General features: G+C 73.2%; 20 protein-coding genes, 1 tRNA gene and 1 other RNA gene. 13 read left to right on the forward strand and 9 right to left on the reverse strand.

Going from position 1 to position 25,717, the window contains the following annotated elements; all coding sequences use genetic code 11:
- Positions 1-26: 26 nt before the first annotated feature.
- Positions 27-632, forward strand: coding sequence for a DUF1349 domain-containing protein (locus ABD284_RS05815; protein ID WP_344141389.1), 606 nt, complete (start codon positions 27-29; stop codon positions 630-632).
- A gap of 101 nt (positions 633-733) precedes the next feature.
- Positions 734-1,702 carry a TIGR03557 family F420-dependent LLM class oxidoreductase gene (locus ABD284_RS05820; RefSeq protein ID WP_344141390.1) on the forward strand — a complete coding sequence of 323 codons (969 nt, stop codon included), beginning with the start codon at positions 734-736 and terminating at the stop codon, positions 1,700-1,702.
- Between the two features lie 70 nt (positions 1,703-1,772).
- Here the strand turns inward: ABD284_RS05820 and ABD284_RS05825 are convergent, their stop codons facing one another.
- Positions 1,773-2,537, reverse strand: a complete 765-nt coding sequence (locus ABD284_RS05825; RefSeq protein WP_344141392.1) for a phosphatase PAP2 family protein — start codon at positions 2,535-2,537, stop codon at positions 1,773-1,775.
- Between the two features lie 702 nt (positions 2,538-3,239).
- Between ABD284_RS05825 and ABD284_RS05830 the strand changes: the two genes are divergently transcribed.
- The 8 genes from ABD284_RS05830 to ABD284_RS05865 all read left to right on the forward strand — a co-directional run bounded on the left by ABD284_RS05830 (position 3,240) and on the right by ABD284_RS05865 (position 12,920).
- Positions 3,240-3,917 carry a GntR family transcriptional regulator gene (locus ABD284_RS05830; protein WP_344141393.1) on the forward strand — a complete coding sequence of 226 codons (678 nt, stop codon included), beginning with the start codon at positions 3,240-3,242 and terminating at the stop codon, positions 3,915-3,917.
- A gap of 368 nt (positions 3,918-4,285) precedes the next feature.
- The gene (gene pdhA / locus ABD284_RS05835) at positions 4,286-5,413 is read left to right on the forward strand and encodes a pyruvate dehydrogenase (acetyl-transferring) E1 component subunit alpha (protein ID WP_344141395.1); all 1,128 of its coding nucleotides are present in this window, start codon (positions 4,286-4,288) and stop codon (positions 5,411-5,413) included.
- 16 nt (positions 5,414-5,429) lie between these two features.
- Positions 5,430-6,428 (forward strand): alpha-ketoacid dehydrogenase subunit beta, encoded by a 999-nt coding sequence (locus tag ABD284_RS05840; protein ID WP_344141397.1) that lies wholly within the window; start codon positions 5,430-5,432, stop codon positions 6,426-6,428.
- A 14-nt stretch (positions 6,429-6,442) separates the two neighbouring features.
- Positions 6,443-7,756 (forward strand): dihydrolipoamide acetyltransferase family protein, encoded by a 1,314-nt coding sequence (locus ABD284_RS05845; RefSeq protein ID WP_344141398.1) that lies wholly within the window; start codon positions 6,443-6,445, stop codon positions 7,754-7,756.
- Positions 7,757-8,026: 270 nt separating this feature from the next.
- Complete coding sequence (locus ABD284_RS05850) at positions 8,027-9,472, forward strand: serine hydrolase domain-containing protein (RefSeq protein ID WP_344141399.1); 1,446 nt, start codon at positions 8,027-8,029, stop codon at positions 9,470-9,472.
- A gap of 311 nt (positions 9,473-9,783) precedes the next feature.
- Positions 9,784-10,302 (forward strand): NUDIX domain-containing protein, encoded by a 519-nt coding sequence (locus ABD284_RS05855; RefSeq protein ID WP_344141400.1) that lies wholly within the window; start codon positions 9,784-9,786, stop codon positions 10,300-10,302.
- Between the two features lie 72 nt (positions 10,303-10,374).
- Positions 10,375-12,192 (forward strand): S9 family peptidase, encoded by a 1,818-nt coding sequence (locus ABD284_RS05860; protein ID WP_344141402.1) that lies wholly within the window; start codon positions 10,375-10,377, stop codon positions 12,190-12,192.
- A gap of 2 nt (positions 12,193-12,194) precedes the next feature.
- Positions 12,195-12,920 (forward strand): GntR family transcriptional regulator, encoded by a 726-nt coding sequence (locus ABD284_RS05865; RefSeq protein ID WP_344141403.1) that lies wholly within the window; start codon positions 12,195-12,197, stop codon positions 12,918-12,920.
- A 161-nt stretch (positions 12,921-13,081) separates the two neighbouring features.
- Here ABD284_RS05865 and ABD284_RS05870 read toward each other — a convergent pair whose 3' ends face one another.
- The 3 genes from ABD284_RS05870 to recR all read right to left on the reverse strand — a co-directional run bounded on the left by ABD284_RS05870 (position 13,082) and on the right by recR (position 16,260).
- Complete coding sequence (locus ABD284_RS05870; protein WP_344141404.1) at positions 13,082-14,143, reverse strand: aspartate-semialdehyde dehydrogenase; 1,062 nt, start codon at positions 14,141-14,143, stop codon at positions 13,082-13,084.
- On the reverse strand, positions 14,140-15,411 hold the full coding sequence (locus ABD284_RS05875; protein ID WP_311544412.1) for an aspartate kinase: 1,272 nt from the start codon (positions 15,409-15,411) through the stop codon (positions 14,140-14,142). The genes ABD284_RS05870 and ABD284_RS05875 overlap by 4 nt, the downstream gene beginning before the upstream one ends.
- A gap of 249 nt (positions 15,412-15,660) precedes the next feature.
- A complete protein-coding gene (gene recR / locus ABD284_RS05880) occupies positions 15,661-16,260 on the reverse strand; it encodes a recombination mediator RecR (protein WP_344141405.1) in 600 nt (199 codons plus the stop codon).
- 140 nt (positions 16,261-16,400) lie between these two features.
- On the opposite strand from recR, the gene ABD284_RS05885 reads away from it, so the two are divergent.
- Complete coding sequence (locus ABD284_RS05885; RefSeq protein ID WP_344141406.1) at positions 16,401-17,144, forward strand: DUF6882 domain-containing protein; 744 nt, start codon at positions 16,401-16,403, stop codon at positions 17,142-17,144.
- Positions 17,145-17,252: 108 nt separating this feature from the next.
- Here ABD284_RS05885 and ABD284_RS05890 read toward each other — a convergent pair whose 3' ends face one another.
- From ABD284_RS05890 to ffs, 3 genes are all read right to left on the reverse strand, one after another.
- Positions 17,253-17,615 carry a YbaB/EbfC family nucleoid-associated protein gene (locus ABD284_RS05890; RefSeq protein WP_344141498.1) on the reverse strand — a complete coding sequence of 121 codons (363 nt, stop codon included), beginning with the start codon at positions 17,613-17,615 and terminating at the stop codon, positions 17,253-17,255.
- Positions 17,616-17,869: 254 nt separating this feature from the next.
- On the reverse strand, positions 17,870-20,065 hold the full coding sequence (locus ABD284_RS05895; protein ID WP_344141407.1) for a DNA polymerase III subunit gamma and tau: 2,196 nt from the start codon (positions 20,063-20,065) through the stop codon (positions 17,870-17,872).
- Between the two features lie 157 nt (positions 20,066-20,222).
- An RNA gene (gene ffs, locus ABD284_RS05900) (signal recognition particle sRNA small type) lies at positions 20,223-20,318 on the reverse strand.
- A 173-nt stretch (positions 20,319-20,491) separates the two neighbouring features.
- Between ffs and ABD284_RS05905 the strand changes: the two genes are divergently transcribed.
- Positions 20,492-20,576 (forward strand) — tRNA-Ser (locus ABD284_RS05905).
- A 708-nt stretch (positions 20,577-21,284) separates the two neighbouring features.
- Here ABD284_RS05905 and ABD284_RS05910 read toward each other — a convergent pair.
- A complete protein-coding gene (locus ABD284_RS05910; protein ID WP_344141506.1) occupies positions 21,285-21,731 on the reverse strand; it encodes an STAS domain-containing protein in 447 nt (148 codons plus the stop codon).
- A 334-nt stretch (positions 21,732-22,065) separates the two neighbouring features.
- Here ABD284_RS05910 and ABD284_RS05915 point away from each other — a divergent pair, with 334 nt between their 5' ends.
- The gene (locus tag ABD284_RS05915) at positions 22,066-22,425 is read left to right on the forward strand and encodes an STAS domain-containing protein (RefSeq protein WP_344141408.1); all 360 of its coding nucleotides are present in this window, start codon (positions 22,066-22,068) and stop codon (positions 22,423-22,425) included.
- 286 nt (positions 22,426-22,711) lie between these two features.
- Here ABD284_RS05915 and ABD284_RS05920 read toward each other — a convergent pair whose 3' ends face one another.
- Positions 22,712-25,579 carry a beta-ketoacyl synthase N-terminal-like domain-containing protein gene (locus ABD284_RS05920; protein ID WP_344141410.1) on the reverse strand — a complete coding sequence of 956 codons (2,868 nt, stop codon included), beginning with the start codon at positions 25,577-25,579 and terminating at the stop codon, positions 22,712-22,714.
- Positions 25,580-25,717 lie beyond the last annotated feature (138 nt).

Consider the following 25,717-nt stretch of genomic DNA (forward strand, 5'->3'; position numbering starts at 1 on the left):
GCCCCTGCGCGCCATTGGAGCCCCTCATGGCCGATCCCGTCTCCCTGTCGGCATTCCCCGTCGCGATGCGCTGGCTCAACGCGCCCGAGGCCTACACGGTCGAGGGCTACGACAAGCTCGTCGTCAGCGCCGCCGGGGGCACCGACCTGTTCACCGACCCCGCCGACGGCACGCGCCACGACAACGCCCCCGCGCTCGTGGGCGCGCTCAACGGCGACTTCTGCGTCAGCGCGCTGGTGCGCGTCGACCTGACCGCGACCTTCGACGCGGCCGCCCTGGTCCTGCACTCCGGTCCCGACACCTGGGCCAAACTGTGCGTGGAGGCGTCACCGCAGGGCAGTGCGACCGTGGTGTCGGTGGTCAACCGCGGTGTCAGCGACGACTGCAACTCCTTCCGAGCCGACCCCGCGGCCGCCGACGTCCGGCTGCGCGCCGGCCGCACCGGCTCGGCCTACGTCTTCCACGTGCGTGTGGACGACGGCCCCTGGGAGCTGATCCGGTACTTCGCGCTGCACGACGAGGCCGAGGTCGGCTTCCTCGCCCAGAGCCCCACGGGCGCGGGCACGACGGTCCGCTTCGAGGAGATCGCCTACTCCGCCGAGCGCATCGCCGACGTGCGCGACGGCAGCTGAGCCCACCGCACCGCGCCCTCCCGGGCCTGCGCCGCCGTGGCATGCCCCCCGGTCACCCGGGTAGCGGCACGCCGGACGCCGGCGTCAGTCGTGGAGGGATCATGCAGATCGGCTACAAGCTCTTCGCCGAGGGCTACTCGCCGCAGGAGATGGTGCGCCAAGCCGAGCGCGCCGAGGCGGCGGGCTTCGACTTCGTCGAGATCAGCGACCACTACCACCCGTGGCTGGAGAGCCACGGGCACTCGGGCTTCGCCTGGTCGATCCTGGCCGCCATCGCGGCCCGCACCCGGCGGATCGGCCTGGCCACCGGGGTGACCTGCCCGTTCATCCGCTACCACCCCGCTCTGGTCGCGCAGGCCGCGGCCACGACCGCGCTGCTGGCCGACGGGCGCTTCGTACTCGGCCTGGGCGCGGGCGAGCAGCTCAACGAGCACGTGGTCGGCAGGCCCTGGCCTTCGGTCGCCGAACGCCACGCGATGCTGCGGGAGTCGCTGCAGATCATCCGGCTGCTGTGGCAGGGCGGCTACCGCTCATTCGAGGGCGAGCACCTGCGGCTGGTCGACGCCCGAGTGTTCGACCTGCCCGAGGACCCGCCGCTGATCGCGGTGGCAGCGGGCGGGGAGGCGGCGGCAAGCCTGGCCGCCGAGCAGGGCGACGCCCTCTTCGCGACCGAGCCCGACCACGCGCTGACCCGCGCCTACCGCCACGCCGGCGGCAGCGGGCCCCGCTACGCCGAGGTGCCGCTGTCCTGGGCGCCCGACGAGGAGACCGCGCTGAAGTCCGCACACCGCATGTTCCGCTTCGGCGTGACCGGCTGGAAGGTCCAGGCCGAACTGCCCAACGTGGCCAACTTCGAGGCGGCGACGGCCCACGTGCGCGAAGAGGACATGGCCTCCGCGTTCGGCTACGGGCCCGATCCCGAGCGCCACGCCGCCGCCGTCAAGCAGTTCGCCGACGCCGGGTTCGACCGGCTCGCGCTGGTCAACGCCGGGCCCGATCCCGACGGGTTCTTCGACTTCTTCGCCAAGGAGCTCAGCGGGCGGTTGGACGCCGCCGCGCCGGCGGGATGAGCCCGCCCGACGGCGGAGCCGGCCTCGTCGCGCCGCGGGGAGGCCGCGGTCCGGAGTAGGGCGGCGGGGCTCAGCCCCGCTCGGCCCGGTCGCCCGGGCCGTCCTCGGCCCGCTCGTCGGCGCGGTCGGCCCCGTCGCTGTCGGGGTCCTCGCCGCGCCACAGGCTGCCGCCGTACCAGGGCCACCAGTAGACGGTGCGCCCCTCGGGGATCATCCGGTCCAGCCGGATGGTCAACGCGAGTGCGAGGCCGCCGGCGACCATGCCGGTCAGCAGGTCGGTGAACCAGTGGAAGTGCAGGTATACCGACACCATCGCCTGCAGCACGGCGATGCCCACGATGCAGTAGGCCAGCCGGCGGACGATGTGCGGCCGCGCCGCCCGGTAGCGGATGATCAGGAACAGGACGAGCCCGTAGATGAGGATGGCGTTGGCGCCGTGCCCGGAGGGGAAGGAGACTCCGGAGTCGGAGAAGAACGCGGGGTCCTGCGTGCGCGGATGGCTGCGGGTGAACAGCAGCTTCATCGCCGCGACGAGGCAGACCATGCCGAAGGGGCCGACGGCGCCCAGGATGATCGGCCGCCAGGAGCGGTGCCAGTAGGCCAGCTGCAGGCACGTCACGCCCAGCACCGGCAGCGCCACGAACCGCGAGGCGACCGTGTCGGGCCACAAGATCATCGGAATGCGCAGCTGCTCCCAGAACGGCCGAGGTGCGTTGTTGATCAGATTGTCGATAGGGTGGAGCGGGCCGGCTGAGAGAACGGTCATGATGATCAATGCCACAGCCAGCATGATCGCCGTCTTGTCGGACGCCAGGCCCCACGCGATTTCGCTCACGCTTGGCCAGGTGACCTGCGGTGACCTGGACCGTCGGCCTGATGCGGCGCCGCCGACCGAGGTCTGGGAGCCGACACCGAGCGATCGCCGGGTCTGTGACATGGGTCTCGATATCCCGGCGCGCAACGGCGGGTTCGACCGGATCCGCAATGTATGCATCATGTGCTCAGTGCTGTCTCACGATTCGTGGGCTGGCCTGCGGCACGTTTGTGCGTTGGGGGGACGGGCTCGCCGCTCGGTCTGGATCGGTTGGGAACGGGTGCGCCAAGGCGCCGGGGACACGGGGGCCGCGGCCTCCCCTGGCTAGCCGGCCAGTGGGGCACCGGCGCCGCCGGAGACCGCACCGGGGACGGTGCGGACACGCGCCGCCGACCGGGCGGCCGCACCGCGGAAGCGGTGCACTCCGCCGGTCCGCCTCGCTTGGCTGGCTTGGATGGAACATTTCCGACAGTCGAGCATAGCGTCCCGCTGCCCGCGGCGGCACTGACACTCGCAGAGTGCCCCTCCTCCGGACTCCGGTTTCACCCCCTGGTCAGCGCGGTTCCGGTTATTGTTCACCCCCGCGCCCACCGGCGTCGGCCGCGGCGCGGACCCAGCCCGGCATAGGTCCGGGCCGTCCCGCGTATGGCACGCTTCGTAGTGGAAACCGACTCCTCTCACCGCGTGGCGCCCTGCCCGGGGCCCTGAGCAGAAAGGCCGTTGATGGTCGACCTCCCGGAGTGGCCGGACGACCACGTCCGCCTGTCCCGGAACCCGCTGCGTGAGCAGATCCGGCACATGCTGGTGGAAGGTCTGCTCTCGGGCCGCTGGCAGCCGGGCGAGCGCATCGTCGAGCGCCGCGTGGCGACCGAGTTCAACGTCAGCCAGGCGCCGGTGCGCGAGGCCCTGCGCGAGCTGGAGAACCTGCGCCTGATCGAGTCGGTGCCCAACAAGGGCGCGCGCGTTCGCGACTTCGGCGTGGCGGACATGGCCGAGATCTACCCGGTGCGCGCCGGCCTCGAACTGGTGGCGGCCGAGCTTGCGTCGCCGCGGCTGGCGGCCGACCCGCGCCCGCTGGAGCGCGAGGTCGAGGCCCTGCGCCGCGCCACGGCCGACAGCGACGTCGAGGAGCAGATCAAGCACAGCGTGGAGTTCCACCGCGAGATCGTGCGGGCGGCCGACAACAGTGTGCTCTTGCACACCTGGGAGTCCCTGGGCGTCGAGGTGTGGACGCGGCTGTCCGTGCGCTGGCTGAACATGGAGCTGCACGCCAAGGCGGCCGACCACGCCCAGATCACCGACGCCTTCCGCAGAGCGGACCCGGATGTGGGGCGCATGGTGCGCGAGCACGTCCTCAACTACGTGGAAGCCGCGCTGAAGACCTACGGCCGCACGGGCTGATACGCCCGGGGACGTGCCGCCCCGCCTGCCCGATTCGCGATTGGTGTCCCGTAAAGTCGTATTGATCGATCATCGATCAGTACGTAGAGTGTGCGCGACGCACATCACACGGTATGTGCGCCGACGGAGCTACGCGAGCCGACCGAAACGAGTGACCCGAGCCCGGAACCGGGGAAGGGTGACACGGGAGGCGGGCGGACGCGAGTCCAGCCACGGACAGCCAACCAGCCACTTGCGCGCCCCGCCGATTGAGCCCGGCGCCGGCGCACCCTCTTCCCGGGCCCGGTTCCGACCGCGTACCCGGGTAGCGGCCTTCCCGGGCCCACCGGCCCCCGCAAGGCCGCCTCCGCACGTAGAAAGGCACCAGCATGGCTGACACGGCCAAAGCGAAGGGCGGCGGCACCGCCAGGAGCACGGGGGGCCGCCGGCGGAGCCGGAAGGACAGCACGACCTCGGCCGCGCGCGGCGCGACCTCCGGGGTCGCCGACGAGAAGCCCGAGGTACTGCTCGACTACTACCGGCGGATGCTGCTGGTCCGCCGGTTCGAGGAGCGCACGGGCCAGGCCTACACCCAGGCGCGCATCGGGGGCTACTGCCACCTGAACCTGGGCGAGGAGGCCACGGTGGTGGGCCTCATGGACTCCCTGCAGGAGCGCGACTACCTCTACACCAACTACCGCGACCACGGCTACGCCATCCACAAGGGCATGAGCCCGCGGCGGGTCATGGCCGAGCTCTACGGGCGCACCGACGGTGTGGCCAAGGGCTGGGGCGGCTCCATGCACATGTACGACACCGAGACCCGCATGCTCGGCGGCTACGGCATCGTGGGCGGCCAGCTCCCCCTGGCCACCGGTGCTGCGCTGGCGGTCTCCTACCGCGGCGGCGACGAGATCGTCATGTGCCAGATGGGTGACGGCACCACCAACATCGGAGCCTGGCACGAGGCCCTCAACCTCGCTTCGCTGTGGAACCTGCCCATCGTCTACGCCATCGTGAACAACTTCACCGGCATGGGCACGTCGGTCGACCGCTCCTCCGCCGAGCCCGACCTCTACAAGCGCGGCTCCGCCTTCCGCATCGAGGGCGTGCGCGTGGACGGGCGCGACGTGCTGGCCGTGCGCGACGCCGCCACCGACCTCGTCGAGAAGGCCCGCTCCGAGCAGCGGCCCTACATCCTGGAGTGCACGAGCTACCGCCTCAAGGGCCACTCCGTGGTCGACCCGGCCAAGTACCGCACCGAGGAGCAGGTCGCCGAGGCCCGGTCCAACGACCCGGTCGCCGACTTCGCCGAGCAGCTGGAGAAGGCGGGCGTGCTGACCGAGGAGAAGAAGCAGGAGATCTCCGACTCGGTCAAGGAGGAGGTCGCCGACGCCGCGGACTTCGCCGAGAACAGCCCCCACCCCGATGTCTCCACGCTGTTCGACTACACCTACGCCACCCCCGTGGCGAACGAGTCGCGCCGCATGCCCGCCGACCCGGTGTTCGCCGAATAGACCAAGGAGCGGGTACATGTCCGTGATCACTTACCGCCAGGCCCTGCGCGACACGCTGCGGGCGGAGATGCTCCGCGACGAGAACGTCCTGCTTCTCGGCGAGGAGATCGGCCTCTTCGAGGGCTCCTACAAGATCACTGAGGGGCTGCTCACCGAGTTCGGCGAGAACCGGGTGCGTGACACCCCGATCTCGGAGGAGGGCTTCGTCGGCGCTTCCGTCGGCGCGGCGATGCTGGGGCTGCGCCCCGTCGTCGAGCTGATGACGATCAACTTCTCCCTGATCGCCGTCGACCAGATCATCAACCACGCCGCCAAGGTCTACGGGATGTTCGGCGGCCAGACCAGCGTGCCGATGGTCATCCGCACGCCCGGAGGCGGCGGGCAGCAGCTCGGTGCGACGCACTCGCAGAACATCGAGCTGTTCTACTCCTTCATCCCCGGGCTGAAGGTCCTCGCCCCCAGTTCCCCGGCCGACGCCGCCGCCATGCTCCGCGCGGCCGTGCGCGACGACGACCCGGTGATGCTCCTGGAGAACCTGGGGCTGTACAACTCCAAGGGCGAGGTACCCGACGGGGACGAGTCGGTCGCCGAGATCGGCCGCGCCGCCGTCACCCGGGAGGGCGCCGACATCACGCTCATCGGCTACTCGCGCATGGCCGCCGTCGGCCTGCAGGTCGCCGAGCGGCTCGCCGAGCAGGACATCAGCGTCGAGGTCGTGGACCTGCGCAGCCTGCGCCCGCTGGACCGGCAGACCGTCGTCGACTCGGTCCGCAAGACCGGCTGCGCGGTCATCGCCGAAGACGACTGGCTGACCTACGGCATCGGCGCCGAGATCGCCGCGTCCATCCAGGAGGGAGCCTTCGACTACCTGGACGCCCCGGTGCGCCGGGTGGCCATGGCCGAGGTGCCGCTCCCCTACGCCAAGCCGCTGGAGACCGCGGCGCTTCCGTCGGCAGAGTCGATCACCACCGCCGTCAAGGAGACCCTGAGCGCTGTGGGCAAGCGAGTCGGGTGAAGGGGAACCACACGATGTCAGAGATCTACATGCCGCGCCTCTCCGACACCATGGAGGAAGGCGTCATCAGCTCCTGGGTCAAGAACGTCGGCGACAAAGTCGCCTCGGGCGACGTCCTGGTCGAGATCGAGACCGACAAGGCCGTCATGGAGTACGAGGCCTACGAGGACGGCTACCTCGTCCAGCAGTCGGTCTCCGAGGGCGACACCGTCCCGATCGGCGCGGTGATCGGCCACATCGGCGAGACTCCCGACGCGGTGCCCGAGGAGTCCTCCTCCGGAGGGGCGGCGGCTCCCACCGAGGAGAAGACCGCCGAGAGCGGCACGGCCGGCCAGGAGGCGCCGGCCCGCCCGCAGGGCGGCGGCGAGCAGGCGCCGCCGCAGCCCGCCCCCTCCGGACCCGACGGCTCCGGCGACTCCGCGGGCACGCGCCCGCGCAGCTCCCCGCTGGCGCGCCGGCTCGCCCGCGAGTACGGGCTCGACATCGAGTCGATCAGCGGCTCGGGCCCCAAGGGCAGGATCGTGCGCGCCGACATCGAGGCCGCCGCCAAGCAGCGCCCGGCCGAGCCCGAGGCCGCCCCGGCGCAGGCAACGGCCGCGCCGCAGGCCGCGGCCGACCGGCAGGCCTTCGACGACGGCCGCGACTCGACCGAGCTCCAGGTGAGCAACGTCCGCAAGGTGATCGCCCGCCGCCTCACCCAGAGCAAGCAGGAGGCGCCGCACTTCTACCTGCGGCGGACGATCGACGCCGAGGGGCTCAAGGACTTCCGGGCGCAGATCAACGCCCAGCTGGAGAGCACCGGCAGCAAGATCAGCTTCAACGACCTGATCGTCAAGGCCTGCGCCACCACCCTGCGCGCCCACCCCGAGGTCAACCGGTCGTGGGTCGACGAGAAGCTGCTGCAGCACGGCCGCATCAACGTGGGCGTCGCGGTGGCCGTGGAGGCCGGGCTGATCGTCCCGGTGCTGCACGACACCGACAAGCTGGCGCTGTCGGAGATCGGCGAGCGCAGCCGCGAGCTCGCCGGGCGCGCCCGCGAGGGCAAGCTGAAGCCGCAGGAGATGAGCGGCGGCACCTTCAGCGTCAGCAACCTCGGCATGTACGGGATGGACAGCTTCTCGGCGGTCATCAACCCGCCGGAGGCGGCCATCCTGGCCGTGGGGGCGATGAAGCAGCAGCCGGTGGTGCGCGACGGCGAGGTCGTGGTCCGCAACACCATCTCGCTGGAGCTGTCGGTGGACCACCGCGCGGTCGACGGCGCGGTCGGCGCGGCCTTCCTGAAGGACCTCGCCGAGGTGCTGGAGAACCCGATGCGGATCGTGGTCTGACCGCCTCCCGTATCGCGGCGGCGCCCGTCCCCTCGCGGGGCGGGCGCCGCGGCGTGTCCGGGGACGGACCTGCGCCGACCCCTTAGGGGAGCCGCCCCCGCGGCGGCGCCGGCCGGTGACCGCTGGAGTCCGGGCCGGCTCAGGGTGGTGCCCTGATCCGCCGCACCCCGGGCGGGTGGCACGGTGGCACCTGCTCGCGGCGCCCATCCGGGCGGGAGGCGGCCTTCGCGCCGCGCCGACCGCGGTCCTTCGGAGAACAGGAGTATTCGCATGCGGTCGGCCCCCGTACTGTTCCTGGCGCTCGCCGCCTCGGTCCTCGTCCCCTCGGCGGTGCCCGCGTCCGCGGACGCGGGCACCGCCGAGGGGCTCGACCCTGCCGCGGCCGACGCGTTCATCGCGGACTACCTCGACCGCCACGGGCTCCCGGGCGCCGCCGTCGCGGTCGTGCACGACGGCGAGACCGTATTCGAGGCCGGATACGGCGAGGACGCCCGCGGAGAGCCGCTCACCGAGCACAGCAGGTTGCGCATCGGCTCCGTCTCCAAGTCATTCACCGCCTTCGCCGCGCTGCAGCTCGCGGATGAGGGGCGGCTCGAACTCGACGCCCCGGTCGGCCGCTACCTGCCCGACGTCGGTTTCGGCCGCGCCATCACGGTCCGTCAGCTGCTCGCCCACACCTCGGGGTTGCCCAACCCGACCGTCGTCGGACCCGCCGACACGCTGGAGGAGGGCGCCGCCCGAACCCGCGGCTGGACCACGGTCACCGAGCCCGGCACCGACTACGCCTATAGCAACGCCAACTACTGGCTGGCCGCCCGCGTGGTCGAGGAGGCGAGCGGACGCCCCTTCGGCGACTACCTCGCCGACCGGGTCTTCGCTCCCCTGGGCATGGACGACACGGTCAACGCCACCACCACGGGCGAGCCGGTCGACGGGCTGGCCGACGGATACGTCACCGCCTACGGAACCGTGCTGCCCGCCACCGGGGCCGAGGAGATGAACAGCGGGGCCGGCGGCGTCGTCAGCACCGCGCACGACATGGCGTCGTGGCTTGCGATGCAGCAGCGGGGCGGAGTCGGCCCCGGCGGTCGGCGCCTGCTTTCGGAGGACCTGATCCGCGAGTCGCACACACCGCAGCACAACGCCGAGCGGTCGGGGCTGGGCTGGCAGCGCAGCAGCCCCGGGATCACCCCCGCCCGGATCTCGCACAGCGGGATGGTCTCCGGGTTCAACGCACAGCAGGACCTGGTGCCCAGCAGCGGCTACGGCGTGGCCGTGCTGCTGAACAGCTTCACGCCCTCCCGTGAGCAGGCCTACGAGATCAGCTCGGGCATCATCGATCTGACCGAGGGCCGCGATCCCGAGCCCGGGGCGCCGACGGCGACCCTGGTCGACCTGTCGCTCGGGGCGCTCACCCTGCTGACGCTGTCATTGGGCACGCTGGGCCTGCGGCGCGCGTCCCGGTGGTCGACGCGCCGCGCCGCCTGGCCGTCGTGGCGGTTCGTCCCCCGACTGCTCCCTCAGGCGGCGGCGACGGCGCCGGCCGTGCTGCTCTTCTTCGTCGCGCCGGCGCTGCGGGACAACAGCTACACGCCCGTAGACGTGTTCCTGCTGTTCCCCGCACTGGCGGTGCTGGTGGCGGCCCTGGGGATCGTGGGGGCGGTCCTCACCGCCGTGCGGATCGCGGCGCGGCTGCGTGGCGGTCCGCGGCCGTAGCCGGGCAGGCGGCACCGCGACCTGCACTGTTTCACGTGGAACCGGCCCGACCGCGTTCCGCGTGCGCCCCGGCCGGCGCGTCCCCGGGGTAACGGATCCCCACTGCGGTGGCGCCGACCGCGGCATATGCGCAAGGCTGGACACCGCAGGCGACCCGAACCGCCGTCCGGGACGCCACGTCGGAGGCGGCCCTCCCCTTCACCGCCCCGACCGGTCGGCGCCTCGGCTCGACGGCTCGGCCGTCGCGTGCGGCGGCCGGGCGCTCCGGCCGTCAGGCCGCCATCCCCCGACGCCGACCAGGAGAGCACCGCATGACGACCTCCTCCCACCCCTCGACCGGCCCCGCCCCGCTGATGACCGCCGCCGCAATCGCGCCCGGCCCCGAGCGGACCCTCACCTTCGTCCTGCAGAACCGGGGCGTCTACGCGGGCCACTGGCTGCTGCCGGGAGGGCGTATCCAGCCCGGCGAGAGCGCCGAGCAGGCGGCGCGCCGCGAGGCGGCCGAGGAGGCGGGCGTGCGCCTGGGGCCGCTGGCGCCGACCGGCATCTACGACATCCGCGGCCGCACCGAGGACGAGGGGCCCTACTGGTTCCGCATGCACGTCTACCGGTCGCTGCGTGCCTGCGCCGTGCCGGAGGGCTTCGCGCCCGACCTGGCGGAGATCGCCGGCATCTGCCAGGCGCACCCCACCGAGGTGCTCCCCCACCCCACGGACATGGTCGTGCTGAACGACGCCGGGCTGGCCGACTACGACCCCGCGCTGGTGCAGCGGCTGCTGGAGGCCGACGGTGCCGCGATGCGGCCGACGGACGCGGTCCTGCCGCGGTGAACGCACCCGCGGCCCCCCTGGAGTGATGGATTCGCGCACATCAGGGGGATCGGGGCTGCTTTACTGGAGATCATGGGCGAGCGTTGGCAGGATCGGTTCCGCGCGGGCAGGGTCGGGCTCCCCTCGTGGGCGAGGGAGGCTCCGGACCGCTCGCTTTTCCGCAGCAACATCAGCGGCACCTGGGAGCTGCACTCCTGGGACCGCGCCACCGGTGAGCGACGGCAGCTGACCAAGCGCCCCCACGGCACGGAGGACGGCGCGCTCGACCCGGCGGGCGCGTGGGTGTGGTGGTTCGACGACACCGGCGGCGACGAGTTCGGCGTGTGGCGGCGCCAGCCCTTCGGCACTGGCCCCGACGGCTCCGAGGGCCCGGCCGAGACCCCGCTGCCCGACCTCCCGCCCTCCCATGCCGGCGGCCTGGCGCTGGGCGCCGGCGGCTTCGCCGTGGTGGGGCGCTCCACCGGCTCCGGGTTCAGCGCGCACGCCGGAACCGCCGGCGGGCCCGCCCGCACGGTCTACGCGCACCGCTGCGAGGGCTGGGTGGCCGACCTCTCCGACGACGGCTCGCTGCTGGCGCTGGCCCACAGCGAGCACGGCGACAGCCGGCACATGGCGGTGCGCGTGCTGCGCCTGCGAGCCGAGGGCGGCGGCCCGGCCGCCGAGCCGGTGGCCGACCTGTGGGACGGCTCCGGCCTGGACCTGGCCCCCGTCGCCTTCGAGCCCGGCGGCCGGCGGCTGCTGGTGATGCACGAGCGCGACGGCCGCCGCGCCCCGCTCCTGTGGGACCCCGTCACCGGGGAGGAGCGCGGGATCGACACCGGCCTGTCCGGCGAGCTGCGGGCCGACTGGACGCCCGACGCCGCCGCCCTGCTGATCTCGCAGGAGACCCGCGGCCGCGTCCTGCTGCACCGCTACGACCTCGCCACGGGTGTGCTCACCCCCTTCGACGTCCCGCCCGGTGTGGTCTCGGCCGCCACCGCCCGCCCCGACGGCACCGTCGAGTACTCCTGGTCCAGCTCCGCGCACCCGCCCGTCGTGCGCAGCACCTCCGGCTCCGTGGTCCTCGAACCCGAGGGCCCCGCCGCGCCCCCGTCGGTGCCGGCGCGCGACGTGCACGTCGACGGCCCCGGCGGCGGCGTCCACGCGCTGGTCTCGCTGCCCGAGGCGGGCGAGCGCCCCCTTCCCGCGGTCTTCGTCGTCCACGGCGGCCCGCAGATGCAGGACGACGACTCGTTCATGCCCGATGTGGCGGCCTGGGTCGACCACGGGTTCGCGGTGGTACGCGTCAACTACCGCGGCTCGACCGGCTACGGCACCGCCTGGCGCGACGCGCTGGAAGGCCGCGTGGGCATCACCGAGCTGGAGGACATCACCGCCGTGCGCGACTGGGCGGTGGGCAGCGGCCTGGCCGACCCCGACCGGCTGCTCATCGAGGGCGGGTCCTGGGGCGGCTATCTCGCCCTGCTCGCTCTGGGCCGCCGACCCGGCGACTGGACCGCCGGAATCGCGGCGGTGCCCATCGCCGACTACGAGGCCGCCTACGCCGACCAGATGGAGGCGCTGCGCGCCTTCGACCGGTCGCTGTTCGGCGGCTCTCCCGACGAGGTCCCCGAGCTGTACCGGGCCTCCTCCCCCATCACCTACGCCGCCGACGTGCGCGCTCCGGTGCTGGTGCTGGCCGGCGAGAACGACCCGCGCTGCCCGATCCGCCAGGTCGACAACTACCTCGCGCGCCTCGCCGAACTCGGCAGCCCCCACGAGGTCTACCGCTTCGACGCCGGGCACGGCTCGTTCGTAGTCGAGGAGCGCATCCGCCAGACCGCGGTCGAGCTCGACTTCGCGCTGAGAATCACCGGCCAGCGGGAGGGCGCGGCGCCGGGAGCGCTGTAGCCGTGGGCGGGCGACCGCGCTATCTGTGGGTGGCCGACCTCCTGCGCAGGCCTATCCTCAACGGCGAGCTCGAACCCGGCTCGCGCCTGCCGTCGCGCTCCCGGCTGGCCCGCACCTACGGGGTCAGCGAGCAGGTCTCGCGCCACGCGCTGCGGCTGCTGGTCAGCGAAGGGCTGGTCGAGGCCAGGCCCGGGTCGGGCTACTACGTGCGCACGGTGCCCCAGATCCACCGGTTCTCCCGCACCGACCGCACCTCGGGCTCGGGCGTCGACCCGCTGGGCCGCGAAGACCTGGGCACCTGCACCGAGGCCGCGTGCGGACTGGTCGCGCGGCGGCTCGGAATGCGCGACGGAGTGCGGGTCTTCCGGACCCGCTGCCTGGGGACCGCCGACGGCGCCCCCGTCGCGCTGCACACCGCCTGGGAGCCGACCGCGCTCACCCAGGGAACGCTGCGCACGCCCGCCGACGCCGACCCGGCGAGCAGCGTGCTGCAGCGCCTCGGTGCCGCCGGGGTCGCCGTCGACCGGGTCGTCGAGGAGGTGGGCGTGCGCCCGCTGCGCGAGCCGGAGTCGAGCCTCCTGCACCTGGCGCCGGGGCTGCCGGTGCTGGTCGTGGAGCGTACGCACTACCAGGGGCGGCGCCCGGTCGAGACCTCGGACCTGGTGGGCTCGATCGACCACTGCCGCCTGCTGTACCGGCTCAGCCTGGCACGCCACGGAAAGGTGTGACCGGCACACGGAACCGGGTGCAACGAAACGAAAAGACGGGACGAAAACGGACGGCCGACGACGGGCGCCCGAAGACGAAGGGGTGGCCGGGCCGCGCGGCCCGGCCACCCCGATGCGAAACCCCCTCCGCTCCCCGATTCCGGGAGCGGGTCAGGAGCGGGTCAGGAGCCGGAGAACTCCCGGGCGACGACCTCGGCGATCTGGGCGGTGTTCAGCGCGGCGCCCTTGCGCAGGTTGTCGCCGCACATGAACAGCTCCAGCGACTTCGGGTCGTCCAGCGAGCGGCGGATCCGCCCCACCCACGTGGGGTCGGTGCCCACCACGTCGGCCGGGGTGGGGAACTCGCCGCGCGCCGGGTCGTCCTGGACCACGACACCCGGGGCCGAGGCCAGCACCTCGCGGGCGGCGTCGGCGTCGACCTCACTGTCGAAGGTGGCGTGCACGACCAGCGAGTGGGTCGTGACGACCGGGACCCGCACGCACGTGGCCGCTACGGCGAGGTCGGGCATGCCCAGGATCTTGCGGGACTCGTTGCGGACCTTCAGCTCCTCGGAGGCGTAGCCGTCCTCCTTCAGCGATCCGGCCCACGGCACGACATTCATCGCCAGCGGCGCCGGGAACGGGCCCTGCTCGCCCACCGCGGCGCGCACGTCGCCGGCGCGGCTGCCCAGCGTGCGGTCGGTGGCCGCCTTCTCGATCTGGTCGTGCAGGGTGTCGATGCCCTCCTGCCCGGCGCCCGATGCGGCCTGGTAGGAGGCCACGACCAGCCCGGCGAGGCCGTAGGCGCGGTGCAGCGCGCCCATGGCCACGATCATCGACAGCGTGGTGCAGTTGGGGTTGCTGATGATGCCCCGCGGGCGGTTGCGGGCCTGCTCGGCGTTGACCTCGGGCACGACCAGCGGGACCTCGGGGTCCATGCGGAACGCGCCGGAGTTGTCCACGGCGACCGCGCCGCGCTCGGCGGCGACGGGCGCCCACTGCTTGGAGACCTCGTCGGGGACGTCGAACATCGCGACGTCGACTCCGTCGAAGACCTCCGGCGCCAGCGCCTGGACCTCGACCTCCGCACCGCGGACGGTGAGCCGCTTGCCCGCCGAGCGCGGCGAGGCGACCAACCGGATCTCGCCCCAGACGTCCTCGCGGGTCGACAGGATGTCCAGCATCACGGTGCCGACGGCGCCGGTGGCACCGACGACGGCCAGGGTGGGACGGCGTGCGCTCATCGTCCGGTACCTCCGTACACAACGGCTTCGACCTGCTCGGCGTCGAGCTGGAACTCGGAGTGGGCGGCCGCGACCGCCGTGTCGACCTGGTCCTGCTCGACGACCACCGAAATGCGGATCTCCGAGGTGGAGATCATCTCGATGTTGGTGCCCGACTTGGCGATGGAGTCGAAGAAGCGGGCGGTGACACCGGGGTAGGAGCGCATGCCCGCCCCGATCAGCGAGACCTTGCCGATCTGATCGTCGTAGCGCAGCGACTCGAAGCCGACCTTGTCCTGCACCTTCTTCAAGGCGGCGAGCGCGGTCTGGCCGGCGTCCATCGGCACCGTGAAGGAGATGTCGGTGCGCGAGGTGGAGGCGGCCGACACGTTCTGCACGATCATGTCGATGTTGATCTCGGCGTCGGCGAGCACCGAGAAGAGCGTCGCCGCCTCACCGATCCTGTCGGGGACGCCCACGACCGTGATCTTGGCCTCGCTCCGGTCGTGTGCGACACCGGAGATGATCGGTTGTTCCATGCCTTCGGATTCCTCAACTTCTGAGACGACCCAGGTACCGGGCCTCTGACTGAACGACGAGCGGACATGCAGCGGAATTCCGTACCGGCGGGCGTACTCCACGCAGCGCAGGTGCAGGATCTTGGTGCCGCAGGCAGCCATCTCCAGCATCTCCTCATAGGAGATCTTGGGGATGCGCCGGGCGGTGGGCGCGATGCGCGGGTCGGCGGTGAACACGCCGTCGACGTCGCTGTAGATCTCGCAGGCGTCGGCGTCGAGCGCGGCCGCGAGCGCGACGGCGGTGGTGTCGGACCCGCCCCGGCCCAGCGTGGTGATGTCCTTGCTGTCCTGGGAGACTCCCTGGAAGCCGGCGACGATGCAGATGGAGCCCTCGTCGAGCGCCTCCTGGATGCGTCCGGGGGTGACATCGATGATCTTGGCGTTGCCGTGCAGGGACGTGGTCAGCACGCCGGCCTGCGAACCGGTGAACGAGCGGGCCTCGTAGCCGAGGTTGCCGATCGCCATGGCGACCAGCGCCATGGACATGCGCTCACCGGAGGTCAGCAGCATGTCCAGCTCGCGCCCGGGCGGCAGCGGTGATACCTGCTCGGCGAGGTCGAGCAGCTCGTCGGTGGTGTCGCCCATGGCCGAGACCACGACGACCACGTCGTAACCCGCCTTTTTCTGAGCGACGATCCGTTGGGCCACTCGCTTGATGGCTTCCGCGTCTGCGACGGAAGACCCACCGTACTTCTGCACGATCAGAGCCACGGTCGTTGCTCCTGAGGGTTCGGGATCACGGTAATCAACTCGAAAGTGTAGCTAGCGGAATGTCGGGGATGCCGTCTCACCTGCGAAGCAGTCGGCATGGCAGGGCGGCGGACCGAACAGCACCGGCGCGGGGACGTACCCCGTGTGCACGCGGATACTCATGCTCGCCGCGAAGTCGCGCCGCCATCTCGGCAAACGCCGCGCGGCGCGCGGAACGCACCCGCCGGGCACCCGGCCGCGGAATGTGAGCTAGAACTCCAAGCTCCGCCGGCCTTCGAAGGCCCGGCCCAGCGTCACCTCGTCGGCGTACTCGAGGTCGCCGCCGACGGGCAGGCCGCTGGCCAGGCGGGTGACTTTCAGCCCCATCGGTTTGACCAGCCGCGCCAGGTAGGTCGCGGTGGCCTCCCCTTCCAGGTTGGGGTCGGTGGCCAGGATCAGCTCGGTGATCTGGCCGTCGGCGAGCCGCGACATCAGCTCCTTGATGCGCAGGTCGTCGGGGCCGACGCCTTCGATCGGGCTGATCGCGCCGCCGAGGACGTGGTAGCGGCCGCGGAACTCGCGGGTGCGCTCGATGGCCACGACGTCCTTGGACTCCTCGACGACGCAGATGACGGCGGCGTCGCGCCGGGCGTCGCGGCAGATGCGGCATTCGCTCTCCTCGGAGACGTTGCCGCACACCACGCAGAACTGCACGCGGTTCTTGACCTCGATCAGCGCGTCGGAAAGCCGCCTGACGTCGGCGGTCTCGGCAGCGAGCACGTGGAAGGCGATACGCTGCGCGCTTTTGGGACCGACGCCGGGCAGCCGCCCGAGCTCGTCGATCAGGTTCTGAACCGCGCCCTCGTACATAGCCCATCCAGGTGAGTCATCGCTACGCCTCCCACCGTAGCCCAGTCGGCCGCCCGGCGCCGCCACCGGAGGCGGGATCCGTCTGCGCCCCGCCTGCGTCGAACCTCGACCGGACCGGCGGAGAAGAGGGAGCGACGAGCATGGCAGAACCCGACGGACCCGGCGGCGCCGCGGCGGACGGAACCCGCCGGTGGTTCAGCCCCGGCCTGGAGCGGATGGGCGCCGCCTGCGCGGCCTGGGCGATCGAGCAGACCGAGGCCTACAACGCCTACCACCCCGCCGCCGAGTGGCACGTGGACATCGAGGCGTGCACCTTCCGGCAGGGCTCGGTCACGGTGCGGATGGCTCCGCTCGGGACGTTCGGCACGGACGGGAGCTGGGTGTGGGCGTGGGCGAACCCGCACATGCATCCGCCGGGTTCCGAGCGGCTGTCGCTGTCGCTGGACCTGCACCGCATCGGGGAGGAGTACGGGATCCCCGAGCTCGTGGCGCCGCGGCTGGAGCTGTCGGAGTTCGCCGACGCGCGGATGGCGCTGGAACGGCTCCTGCTCGTGTCGACGGGAGCGGTCTCGGGGCGCGGGTACGGCAGCGTGACGGCCGGTACCGGCGCCCGGGTCGCCATGGTCATGGTCGACGAGGCGATCCCGCGGGCCGAGTTCGACCTGATCACCCTGCCGCGGCGGATCATGCAGGGTATCGAGGTGTTCCCGCACGACCCGCGCGCCACGGTAGGCGGCTATCTGGAGCGGCACGGTGCCGCAGTCGAGACCGGGCCCGACGGGGGGCTGCGCGGAGTCCGCGGCAGCCACACGGTGAGCGCCGCGTTCGACGAGCACGGCCGCCTCGCCGACCTCTCCGTGGCCAACGCCGGCGCTTCGGGCTGAGCCCGCCGGGAGCCGGAAGGCGCGGCTGCGCGCCGCCCTCCACCCCGCCGCTGAGGGCGGCGGGGCACGCGGATTCCGCCCGCGGGCCGACCGCGGGCGGAACCGCGCCTAGAAGCCCGGAAGGCCCGGCATGCCGCCGCCCGGCATCCCTCCGCCGGGCATGCCGCCGCCGAGGCCTTCGGCGAGCGGGCCCATCTTCTCCTGCTGGAGCTCCTCCACCGAGGACTCGGCGTCGCGGATGGCGGCCAGCACCATGTCCGCGACCGTCTGCGCGGTCTCGTCGGCGTCGTCGGTGTCGATGGCCTGGGGATCGATGTTGATCTCCTCCACCGAGCCGCGGCCGCTCACCGTGACCTTCACCAGCCCTCCGCCCGAGGTGCCCTCGACCTGGGCCTCGTCGAGCTGCTGCTGGGCCTCCATGAGCTGCTGCTGCATCTGCTGGGCCTGCTGGAGGAGGGCCTGCATGTCCATTCCGCCGCCAGGGTTCACTGCATCTCTCCTTGCCTGCGCTGTCCGTGCTTGCGAGCGTATCCGCTCATCGCGCCTTGGACCGCGCGCGCCGAAGGCCCTGTGCGCATGCGGGGCGACGGGCGTGCTCGGCGCACGCCGCCCGGGGGCGCGGGCCGGTGTGTCGACATGGCGACTCGGCGACTCGGCGACTCGGCGACTCGGCGACAAGCGGACGCGGCCGCAGCGGACCCGCGCGCGGCGGCGCGGGCGCCGGCTCACTCGGCCGTGTGGTCGATCTCGCTGATGATCTTGCCGCCGAGCTCGGCCTCGATCAGCGCGAATCCCGAGTGCGGGCCGCTGCCGGCCGCTTTCGGGGCGGGGGTGTCGGCCTCGCGGGCCTGCGGCGCGGGAGCCGGCTGCGCGGTGGCGGGCGCGGGCTCGGGAGCGGGGCCGGGTTCGGGCGGCGGCGCTTCGGCCGCGTCCTCGTAGGGGTCGGGAGGCGGCTCCTGCTGGTGCGCCGGCGCCGGAAGGCCGCGCGGGGCTGCGGCGCCGTCCCCGCGCCCGGCGGGCGGTGCGGACTCCGCATCGGGGCCGGGACCGGGGACCGCGGCGGCGCCGGGGTCATCCGGCGGCTGCGGGGCCGGAGGAGCCTCCCATCCCGCCGGCTCGCCGCCCGACGGCGCGGCGGGAGGCGCGGCCGGCGGGCGCGGCGGCGCGGGCGGGCCCGCGGACGCCGGGCCCGACCCGTTGGCGGGCACGGCCGCCACCCGGACCTCCGTGCCGAGCACCTGCCGGATGGCCTGGGAGACGACCTTGTCGCTGCCGCTGTTGGAGAACCCCTTGGCCTCGTTGGGCCGGGTGAACCCGAGCTGCACCAGGTTGCCCTCGACCCCCACCGGGCGGACGTCGCTGCCGCTGAGCACCATCCAGGTGAACCGGCGGATGCCCTTGACGGCCTCCATGATCTGGCCCCACGCGGCCTGGATGCCGCCGAGGTCGGCGGTACCGGTGCCGCCCGGCGCCGCCGGAGCCGGAGCGCGCGGGGGCGCCGACGCGCCGTCGCCGCCGGAGATGCCCCAGTCGTCCGCGGCCGGGGCCGGCCGGGAGTCGGCGGCCGGCGCCGCGGACCGTGCGGGAGCCGCCGGCTCCGCAGCGGGTGCGGGATCCGGCGCCGGAGCGGGCTCGGGACGCGCCGGAGGAGAGTCCCGGGCCGCGGGAACGCTGGAGGCCGCGGCCGGCGGCGAGACCGGCGCCCCCGCAGCGGGCCGGGACGGCGCGGGAGCGGGTGCGGGCGCCGCCTGCCCGGAGGCCATCCGCTGCTCCAGCTGCTCCAGGCGCGCGAGCAGCGCGCCGGAGTCGCCACCGCCGGCGGAGCCCGGAAGCAGGACCCGCGCGCACATCAGCTCCAGCAGCAGCCGCGGGGAGGTGGCGCCGCGCATCTCGGTCAGGCCCTGGTTGAGGATGTCGGCGGCCCGGGTGAGCCGGGCCGGGCCGAGGCGCTCGGCCTGTTCCCGCATCCGGTCCACGGTGTCCGGCGCGACGTTGATCAGCCCCTTGTCCAGGGCGTCGGGCACCGCCGCCAGCACCACCAGGTCGCGGGTGCGCTCCAGGAGGTCGGCGGTGAACCGGCGGGGATCGTGGCCGCCCTCCATCACCCGGTCGATCAGGCCGAAGACCGCGGCTCCGTCGGCCGCGCCCAGCGCGTCGACCATGTCGCCCAGCAGGCTGGAGTCGGTGTAGCCCAGCAGCGCCACCGCGCCCTCGCGGGTGATGCCGTTCTCGTCGGAGCCGGCCAGCAGCTGGTCCAGGATGGACAGCGAGTCGCGGGCGGAACCGGCACCGGCGCGCACCACCAGCGGCAGGGCGGCGGCGTCGAACGGCACTCCCTCGTCGGTGAGGATCTCCTCCATCAGCTCGCGCAGCGTGCTCGGCGGGATCAGCCGGAACGGGTAGTGGTGCGTGCGCGAGCGGATGGTGCCGATGACCTTGTCCGGCTCGGTGGTGGCGAAGACGAACTTCAGGTGCGGCGGGGGTTCTTCGACGAGCTTGAGCAGCGCGTTGAAGCCCTCGCGGGTCACCATGTGCGCCTCGTCGATGATGTAGACCTTGTAGCGCGAGCTCACCGGCGCGAAGAAGGCGCGCTCGCGCAGGTCGCGGGCGTCGTCGACACCGCCGTGGGAGGCGGCGTCGATCTCGATGACGTCGATGCTGCCCGGGCCGTCGGGGGCCAGCGCCACACAGGCGTCGCAGGTGCCGCAGGGATCGGGCGTGGGCCCCTGGTCGCAGTTGAGCGACCGGGCCAGGATGCGCGCGCTGGAGGTCTTGCCGCAGCCGCGGGGGCCGCTGAAGAGGTAGGCGTGGTTCACGCGGCCGTTGCGCAGCGCCTGGCGCAGCGGGTCGGTGACGTGCTCCTGCCCGCGAACCTCGCCGAACGTCGCAGGGCGGTACTTGCGATACAGCGCGATGCTCACGGCGCGCTCACTGCTCCCTCCGCGGATCGGCACTGCCGGCCATCCGGGGCGACCGATCGCCCCCGGCCGTGTCCGCGGGTCCATTCAACCCTGTACCTGCGACAGACCGCACGGGGCGGCGCCGGTGAGGCGGGGGCGAAACGGCCTCCCGGGAAAGAGAAAGGACCCCCCGCGCACCCGCCAGAGCTTACTTATCCTTGCTGCCTTCCGGCCCTGGGGAGGTTCATAAGGTGACGCCGCACGAGGGGTCTGCCCCCAACTGTATCCGACACGCGCGCCCCGGCGAACCGTTCCGGCGCGATGCCGGGTGGCCGTCCTCACGCGGCCCTGATCCGCCCGCTCGCGCGCGGCCGCGCCGGCGGGTCGGGCGTCGGGCGCGCGCCCGACGTGTCACAGCACGCCGTACAGGCTGGTAAAGTTGTCCGCGGAGGATTCGCCTAGAGGCCTAGGGCGCACGCTTGGAAAGCGTGTTGGGGGCAACCCCTCACGAGTTCGAATCTCGTATCCTCCGCCGCCTCTATGCAGGCAGTACGAAGGCCCCGACCGGGTGCGCGGTCGGGGCCTTCGTCGTTCGTCCGTCTCGGTCGGCCGGTTCTCGGGCCCGGCGGGCGGGACACGGCGGCGGCCCGGAAGCCGCTCTGCGGCGTGTCGGGACGCGGCGCGCGCGGATCGCCCGCGTGCTGACCGAACCGGAACCGTCGTCCCTGCTCAGCGGGCAGCGCTTCGGTGTGCTCGCGAGCGTGCGCGCCGACGGCCGTCCGCACCTGTCCGCGGTGCTCTGCAGCCGGGCCCCCGTCGAGCGCACCGTCCGCGTCCCGTCGACCGCCGAGCGAGTCAGCGCCGGTTCCGGCGGAACGCGCGCCGCGCTGCACACGGGCCCCGCTCCCTGGTCCTTCGCCGTCGCCGAGGGGAAGCGGAGGTGTCCGAACCCGCAAGCGCGCCCGGCGACGCCGTCGGCCGGGACCTGCTGGGCCCGGCTCCCGAGACCGGTTCCAAGACCCCGAGAGCGGCGGCGTTCCTCGAACGGCAGGTGGCCGAGAGCGCGTGGTCCTCAGGCTCCGGGTGTCGCACCTCTACGGGACCGCGCTGGGGCTTCCCGCCACCGAGTGCGTGCGCGCAGCGGACCGGGTCGACACGGCGACCGGTCGATGTGGCGACGTGTCGACACGAACCGCCGCGGCCGTCCGCCCGGCGGTTCCGGCCACCGCCGGCGTACGGTTCAGGACGCCTGCGCGACCGGCCCGCTTCGCGGCGGAGGCACGGTGCTCGACTCCTGCCCGCGCCTGCGGCGGGCGGGCGAGGCGGCGCGCTCCCGCAGGCCGCGCTCCGCCTCGGCGCGGTCGGCGTGGACGGGCAGCATCCGCGTCAGCCCGGACTCCTCGAGCGCCTTCGCCGGCGGGGAGTCCTGGTCGAGTACCAGCGACAACCCGATCCCCCGCGCCCGGGTGCGGGTGTAGACGCGTTCGAGCGCCTCACTCATCGCGGACGTGCAGGAGATCGTGGGCGTGAAATCGATCACGACCTCATCGAGGCGCTCGTTGAGAAGCCACAGAAGCTGCTCGCGCAGGCAGCGAGTGTGCCAGGGTTCGATGCTCTGCGGCACTGTCACGACGGCGCCGCGTCCGATGTAGTCGGTCTTGGCGACGATCTGCGTGGGCTGTTTCATAATCACCTGACCGGAAGCCCGGTCCCCTCCTCGTGGGACCTCCGCGTGAACGGATGTCCCCGCCGGCTCTGGCGAGTGAGCGGGGGCACCCTCGGGCCGCGCCTCCGGACCCACCCTTTCGCTGCCCCGTCACTGCGCGCCGCAAACGTTGGATTCTTGCGACCAATACGCCCACCAGAATGTGGCTATATGGGCGAGTTGCGCAAAATGGCCGATGTATAACCGTGGTTTGCCCGGATTTGGGAGGCAGGTTGGTAGACATGGTGGAGACCGCCGAGGGCTCCCGGTCCGGCCAAGGGCCACCTCGCAGCCTTGGGTCCGAAGGGCGAAGCTTATGCATACAGCCTTCTCTCCGCCGGCCGACTCGAACGAACGGAACGCCGTCGCCGCGATGCCCGCGGAAATCGACATCCACAATCGCGACGGCCTGGTGCAGAGCATGTTCGAGGTGCTCGACTCCAACGCCGGCGTTCTCGTCGTCGACATGTCCGAGACCGTCTTCTGCGACTCCTCGGGCGTGCACGCCCTGCTCACAGCCCGACGCAGGGCCCTCTCGCGCGGGAAGACCATCCGCGTCGTCGCGCCTCGACGCAACGTCCGGCGCGTTCTGGAGATCTGCGGGATCGGCAGGCTGATGCCGATCGACGGCAGTCTGGAGGAAGCCCTTTCCCACCGGCCGCCGACAGCCGTGTAAGTCCGGCTCCGAACCGGGGATTGCGAGACGCCCCCATTCCCGCATTGCGGTCACGGCCGCGTTATCGTCGATATCGGCCGCGCGTGAACCGCGAAAACAGATTGGCCGATAAGTCGACAATCCCCGCGCGCACGCGCGTTGCACCGGCGTGGGGACGTCGGATCAGGGGATCGGGGAGATGCGTCGCGCCGTGGCCGGTCTCCGGCTCCGGCGAATCGGGTAGGGGGCTCGGTCCGACCGGCGGTCGGACCGAGCCCCCTTTGCCGCTGATGCGGAGGAAAGGCCGTCAGCGGGAACGGGGCGCCAGCACCGCACCGAGCGTGGCCACACCCGCCTCGCCGTAGAAGTCGGCGATCTCGACCTGCCGGCCGGTCAGCTGGTGCAGGCGGGTGCGCAGACCCATCAGTACCAGCGACCCCAGCCCCAGCGCCGCCAGGTCGGTATCCAGCCCCACCGGCTCGGCTCCGGCCTGACCGGGCACCTGCTCGGCCACCCACGCCTGCAGTGCCCGCGCCAGAACGTCGCGACGCTGCGCCTCGTCGGCGGCCGCCTCCAGCTCGGCGCGGCGCCGCGCCAGGTCGTCACCGCGCTCCGGGGCCTCGGGACGGTCGCTCGGACGGGCCCAGGCGCGCGCCGGCAGCGGTACCGCCGCCGCGGGCCGTGCCTCGTCCCAGGCGCGCGGCACGCCCCGGGAATACAGCCCGCCCGCCAGACGCAGCAGCGCGGTGTGCTCGTCGTGGGCCTCTTCGGCACACGCCAGCACATCGTCGGTCAGGGCCGGTGCCAGCACGCTTCGGGCGCTGACCTCCACCAGCACCGCCGGCGCTCCGGGATCGCCGACAGCCGCGGCCACCGCCGCGGCCAGCTGGACCGGCGCGCGGAGCTGGCGGCCCCAGTAGTCGCCCGTCAGCTCCGTTCCGCCGATCCCGGCACCGGTGGCGGTGGAGACCATGGGCACCTCCGACTCCCGGGGCGCCAGCTCGCCCAGGGCCGCGGCCAGGCGGTCGGCGGCCGCATCCAGCAGCGGCGAGTGCGCCGGCGGCGCCTGGTCCACCTCCCAGAAGCGGGCCCGCGGATGATGGGCCTCCAGGTGCTCCCGCAGCGCCGCGAGTGCGGCGTGGGTGCCGGAGAGCACCGTCGACGCGGGGCCGTTGACAGCGGCCAGGCTGGTGCCGCTCGCCCGCGCGGCCGCAACGGCCCGGTCGGCGTCCAGATCGGTGGCCAGCATGCCGCCCAACGCGGCGGATTCGGCCAGCAGCGCGCTGCGCTCGGCCACCAGGCGTGCGGTGTCCTCCAGGCTGAGCGCGCCGGCCGCGCGGGCGGCCGCCGCCTCGCCCAAGGAGTGGCCCACGACCGCGTCGGGCCGGACGCCCCAGTGGGCCAGCAGTGCGCTGAGCGCGATCTGGTGGGCCACGGCGGCCGGCTGCACCGCCCGCAGGTCGGCCTCCTCCAGTGGAGTCTGCGGCCGGTGGGCGTCCAGAGCCGCGCGCGCCTCCTGCAGCGCAGCGGCGTACACCGGCTCGCGCCGGGCCAGCAGCTCACCCATTCCCGGCCTGTGGGAGCCGTGGCCGGGGAAGACGAACACGACCCGCGGCGGCCGCGCAGGCGCGCGGCGCGGAGGGATCAGCGCCGGGTGGCCGCGCCCGGCCGCCAGCGCCTCCAGCGCCGCGGCGGCGCCTGTGGGGTCCTCGGCGACGACGGCGGCGCGCTGGGCGAGGTGGTCTCGGCCGGTGGCGGCGGTGCGGGTGATCGCCTCCCAGGCGGCGTGCGGGGCCCCGTGCAGGTGGCCGGCCCAGCGGTCGGCCGTTTCGGCCAGCGGCGCCGGACCGGCGGCCGAGACCGGCAGCAGGCGCGCGACCGGTTCTGCGGGCTCCTCCTGCGCGCCGGTCTCCGGGTGCGCCGCCTCGGGCAGCGCGAGGATGACATGGGAGTTGGTGCCGCCGAACCCGAACGCCGATACCCCCGCCAGGCGGCGCCGATCGGGCGGACCCGGCCAGGGCCGCGGAGCGGTGGCGACCTCCAGCCCCAGTTCGGCCATGCGCGGCAGCGGCTCGGTGTGGTGCGGGGTGGGCGGGATCAGGCCGTGCTCCAGCGCCAGCACAGTGGACACGACGGAGACGACGCCGGCGGCGCCCTCCAGGTGGCCGAGGTTGGCCTTGACCGAGCCCAGCACCAGCCGCTCGCCCTCGGCGCGGCCGCGGCCCATCACGTTGGCCAATGCCATGGACTCGGCCGCGTCTCCCGCGCGGGTGGCGGTGCCGTGGGCGTGCACGTAGCCCACCGCGTACGGGTCGACCCCGGACCGCTCGTAGACGTGGCGCAGCAGATCCGTCTGGGCGCCCCGGCTCGGTGAAGCCAGCCCGTGGGGCACGAACCCGTCGGCGTTCGTGTGGCTGCCCAGCAGCTCGGCGCGCACCCGCGCACCCGTCGCGGACGCGCGCTCGGCCGTGGTCAGCACGAGCACCGCGACCCCTTCGCCGCGCACGAACCCGTCGGCGTCGACGTCGAACGGGCGGCACCGGCCGGTGGGCGAATACGTACCGGAGTTGCGGAACATGCGGGTGTGGGTGTCGAGGCCGAGGTGCTGGACCCCGGCGACCACGGCGGTGTCGACCTCGCCCAGCAGCAGCGCCTGGCGGGCGCGGTGCAGCGCCACCATCGACGCCGAGCAGGCGGTGTTGACCACCTCGGCCGCCCCCCTCAGGTCGAAGGCGCGGGCGAGGCGGCCGGCGAGCATACTCGGCAGCGCTCCGGCCGTCTCGACCATGGTGCCGCCGTGGTCGGTTCCGAGGTGGGTGATGGACTGGTCCAGGCAGGAGGAGCCCACCCAGACACCCACCGGTGTGCGGCGCAGGTCACCCGGGGCGATCCCGGCGTCCTGCAGCGCCTCGTCGACCCCCTCCAGCAGCAGGGCCTGCTGCGGGTCGAGGGTGCGGGTCTCCAGCGGCGACAGGCCGAAGTGGTCGGCGTCGAGGTCCATGTCGGCGTCGTCGAGCAGACCGCCGGGCAGGACGTCCTCGCGCTGGTGGGGGTGGTCGTCGGAGGGGTCGGTGATGAGGTCGGCGCCGTCATACAGCGCCGCCCACAGGGATTCGGGGGAGTCGACGCCGCCGGGCAGGCGGCAGGACATGCCGACGATCACCGGGCGGGTCATCGCGGCGCCCCCGCTCTGCGGCGGCCGCGGTCGCCGCGGTCGGCGGCCGCGGCGGCGCGGCCGGGGGCGGGTTCGTGAAGGGGACGGGGGGCTGCAGGGCAGGCCAAGCCAACCTCCAAGGGACGGTGATGAGGAAAC

The sequence above is a fragment of the Streptomonospora arabica genome (genome assembly GCF_039531585.1).
Lineage (GTDB): Bacteria > Actinomycetota > Actinomycetes > Streptosporangiales > Streptosporangiaceae > Streptomonospora > Streptomonospora halophila.

Excerpts from the sequence above, each read along its gene's own strand:
- ABD284_RS05815 (WP_344141389.1), top strand. The coding sequence starts at position 27 with ATGGCCGATCCCGTCTCCCTGTCGGCATTCCCCGTCGCGATGCGCTGG.
- ABD284_RS05820 (WP_344141390.1), top strand. The coding sequence starts at position 734 with ATGCAGATCGGCTACAAGCTCTTCGCCGAGGGCTACTCGCCGCAGGAG.
- ABD284_RS05830 (WP_344141393.1), top strand. The coding sequence starts at position 3,240 with ATGGTCGACCTCCCGGAGTGGCCGGACGACCACGTCCGCCTGTCCCGG.
- pdhA (WP_344141395.1), top strand. The coding sequence starts at position 4,286 with ATGGCTGACACGGCCAAAGCGAAGGGCGGCGGCACCGCCAGGAGCACG.
- ABD284_RS05840 (WP_344141397.1), top strand. The coding sequence starts at position 5,430 with ATGTCCGTGATCACTTACCGCCAGGCCCTGCGCGACACGCTGCGGGCG.
- ABD284_RS05845 (WP_344141398.1), top strand. The coding sequence starts at position 6,443 with ATGTCAGAGATCTACATGCCGCGCCTCTCCGACACCATGGAGGAAGGC.
- ABD284_RS05850 (WP_344141399.1), top strand. The coding sequence starts at position 8,027 with ATGCGGTCGGCCCCCGTACTGTTCCTGGCGCTCGCCGCCTCGGTCCTC.
- ABD284_RS05855 (WP_344141400.1), top strand. The coding sequence starts at position 9,784 with ATGACGACCTCCTCCCACCCCTCGACCGGCCCCGCCCCGCTGATGACC.
- ABD284_RS05860 (WP_344141402.1), top strand. The coding sequence starts at position 10,375 with ATGGGCGAGCGTTGGCAGGATCGGTTCCGCGCGGGCAGGGTCGGGCTC.
- ABD284_RS05870 (WP_344141404.1), bottom strand. The coding sequence starts at position 14,143 with ATGAGCGCACGCCGTCCCACCCTGGCCGTCGTCGGTGCCACCGGCGCC.
- recR (WP_344141405.1), bottom strand. The coding sequence starts at position 16,260 with ATGTACGAGGGCGCGGTTCAGAACCTGATCGACGAGCTCGGGCGGCTG.
- ABD284_RS05885 (WP_344141406.1), top strand. The coding sequence starts at position 16,401 with ATGGCAGAACCCGACGGACCCGGCGGCGCCGCGGCGGACGGAACCCGC.
- ABD284_RS05890 (WP_344141498.1), bottom strand. The coding sequence starts at position 17,615 with ATGGACATGCAGGCCCTCCTCCAGCAGGCCCAGCAGATGCAGCAGCAG.
- ABD284_RS05910 (WP_344141506.1), bottom strand. The coding sequence starts at position 21,731 with ATGAAACAGCCCACGCAGATCGTCGCCAAGACCGACTACATCGGACGC.
- ABD284_RS05915 (WP_344141408.1), top strand. The coding sequence starts at position 22,066 with ATGCATACAGCCTTCTCTCCGCCGGCCGACTCGAACGAACGGAACGCC.
- ABD284_RS05920 (WP_344141410.1), bottom strand. The coding sequence starts at position 25,579 with ATGACCCGCCCGGTGATCGTCGGCATGTCCTGCCGCCTGCCCGGCGGC.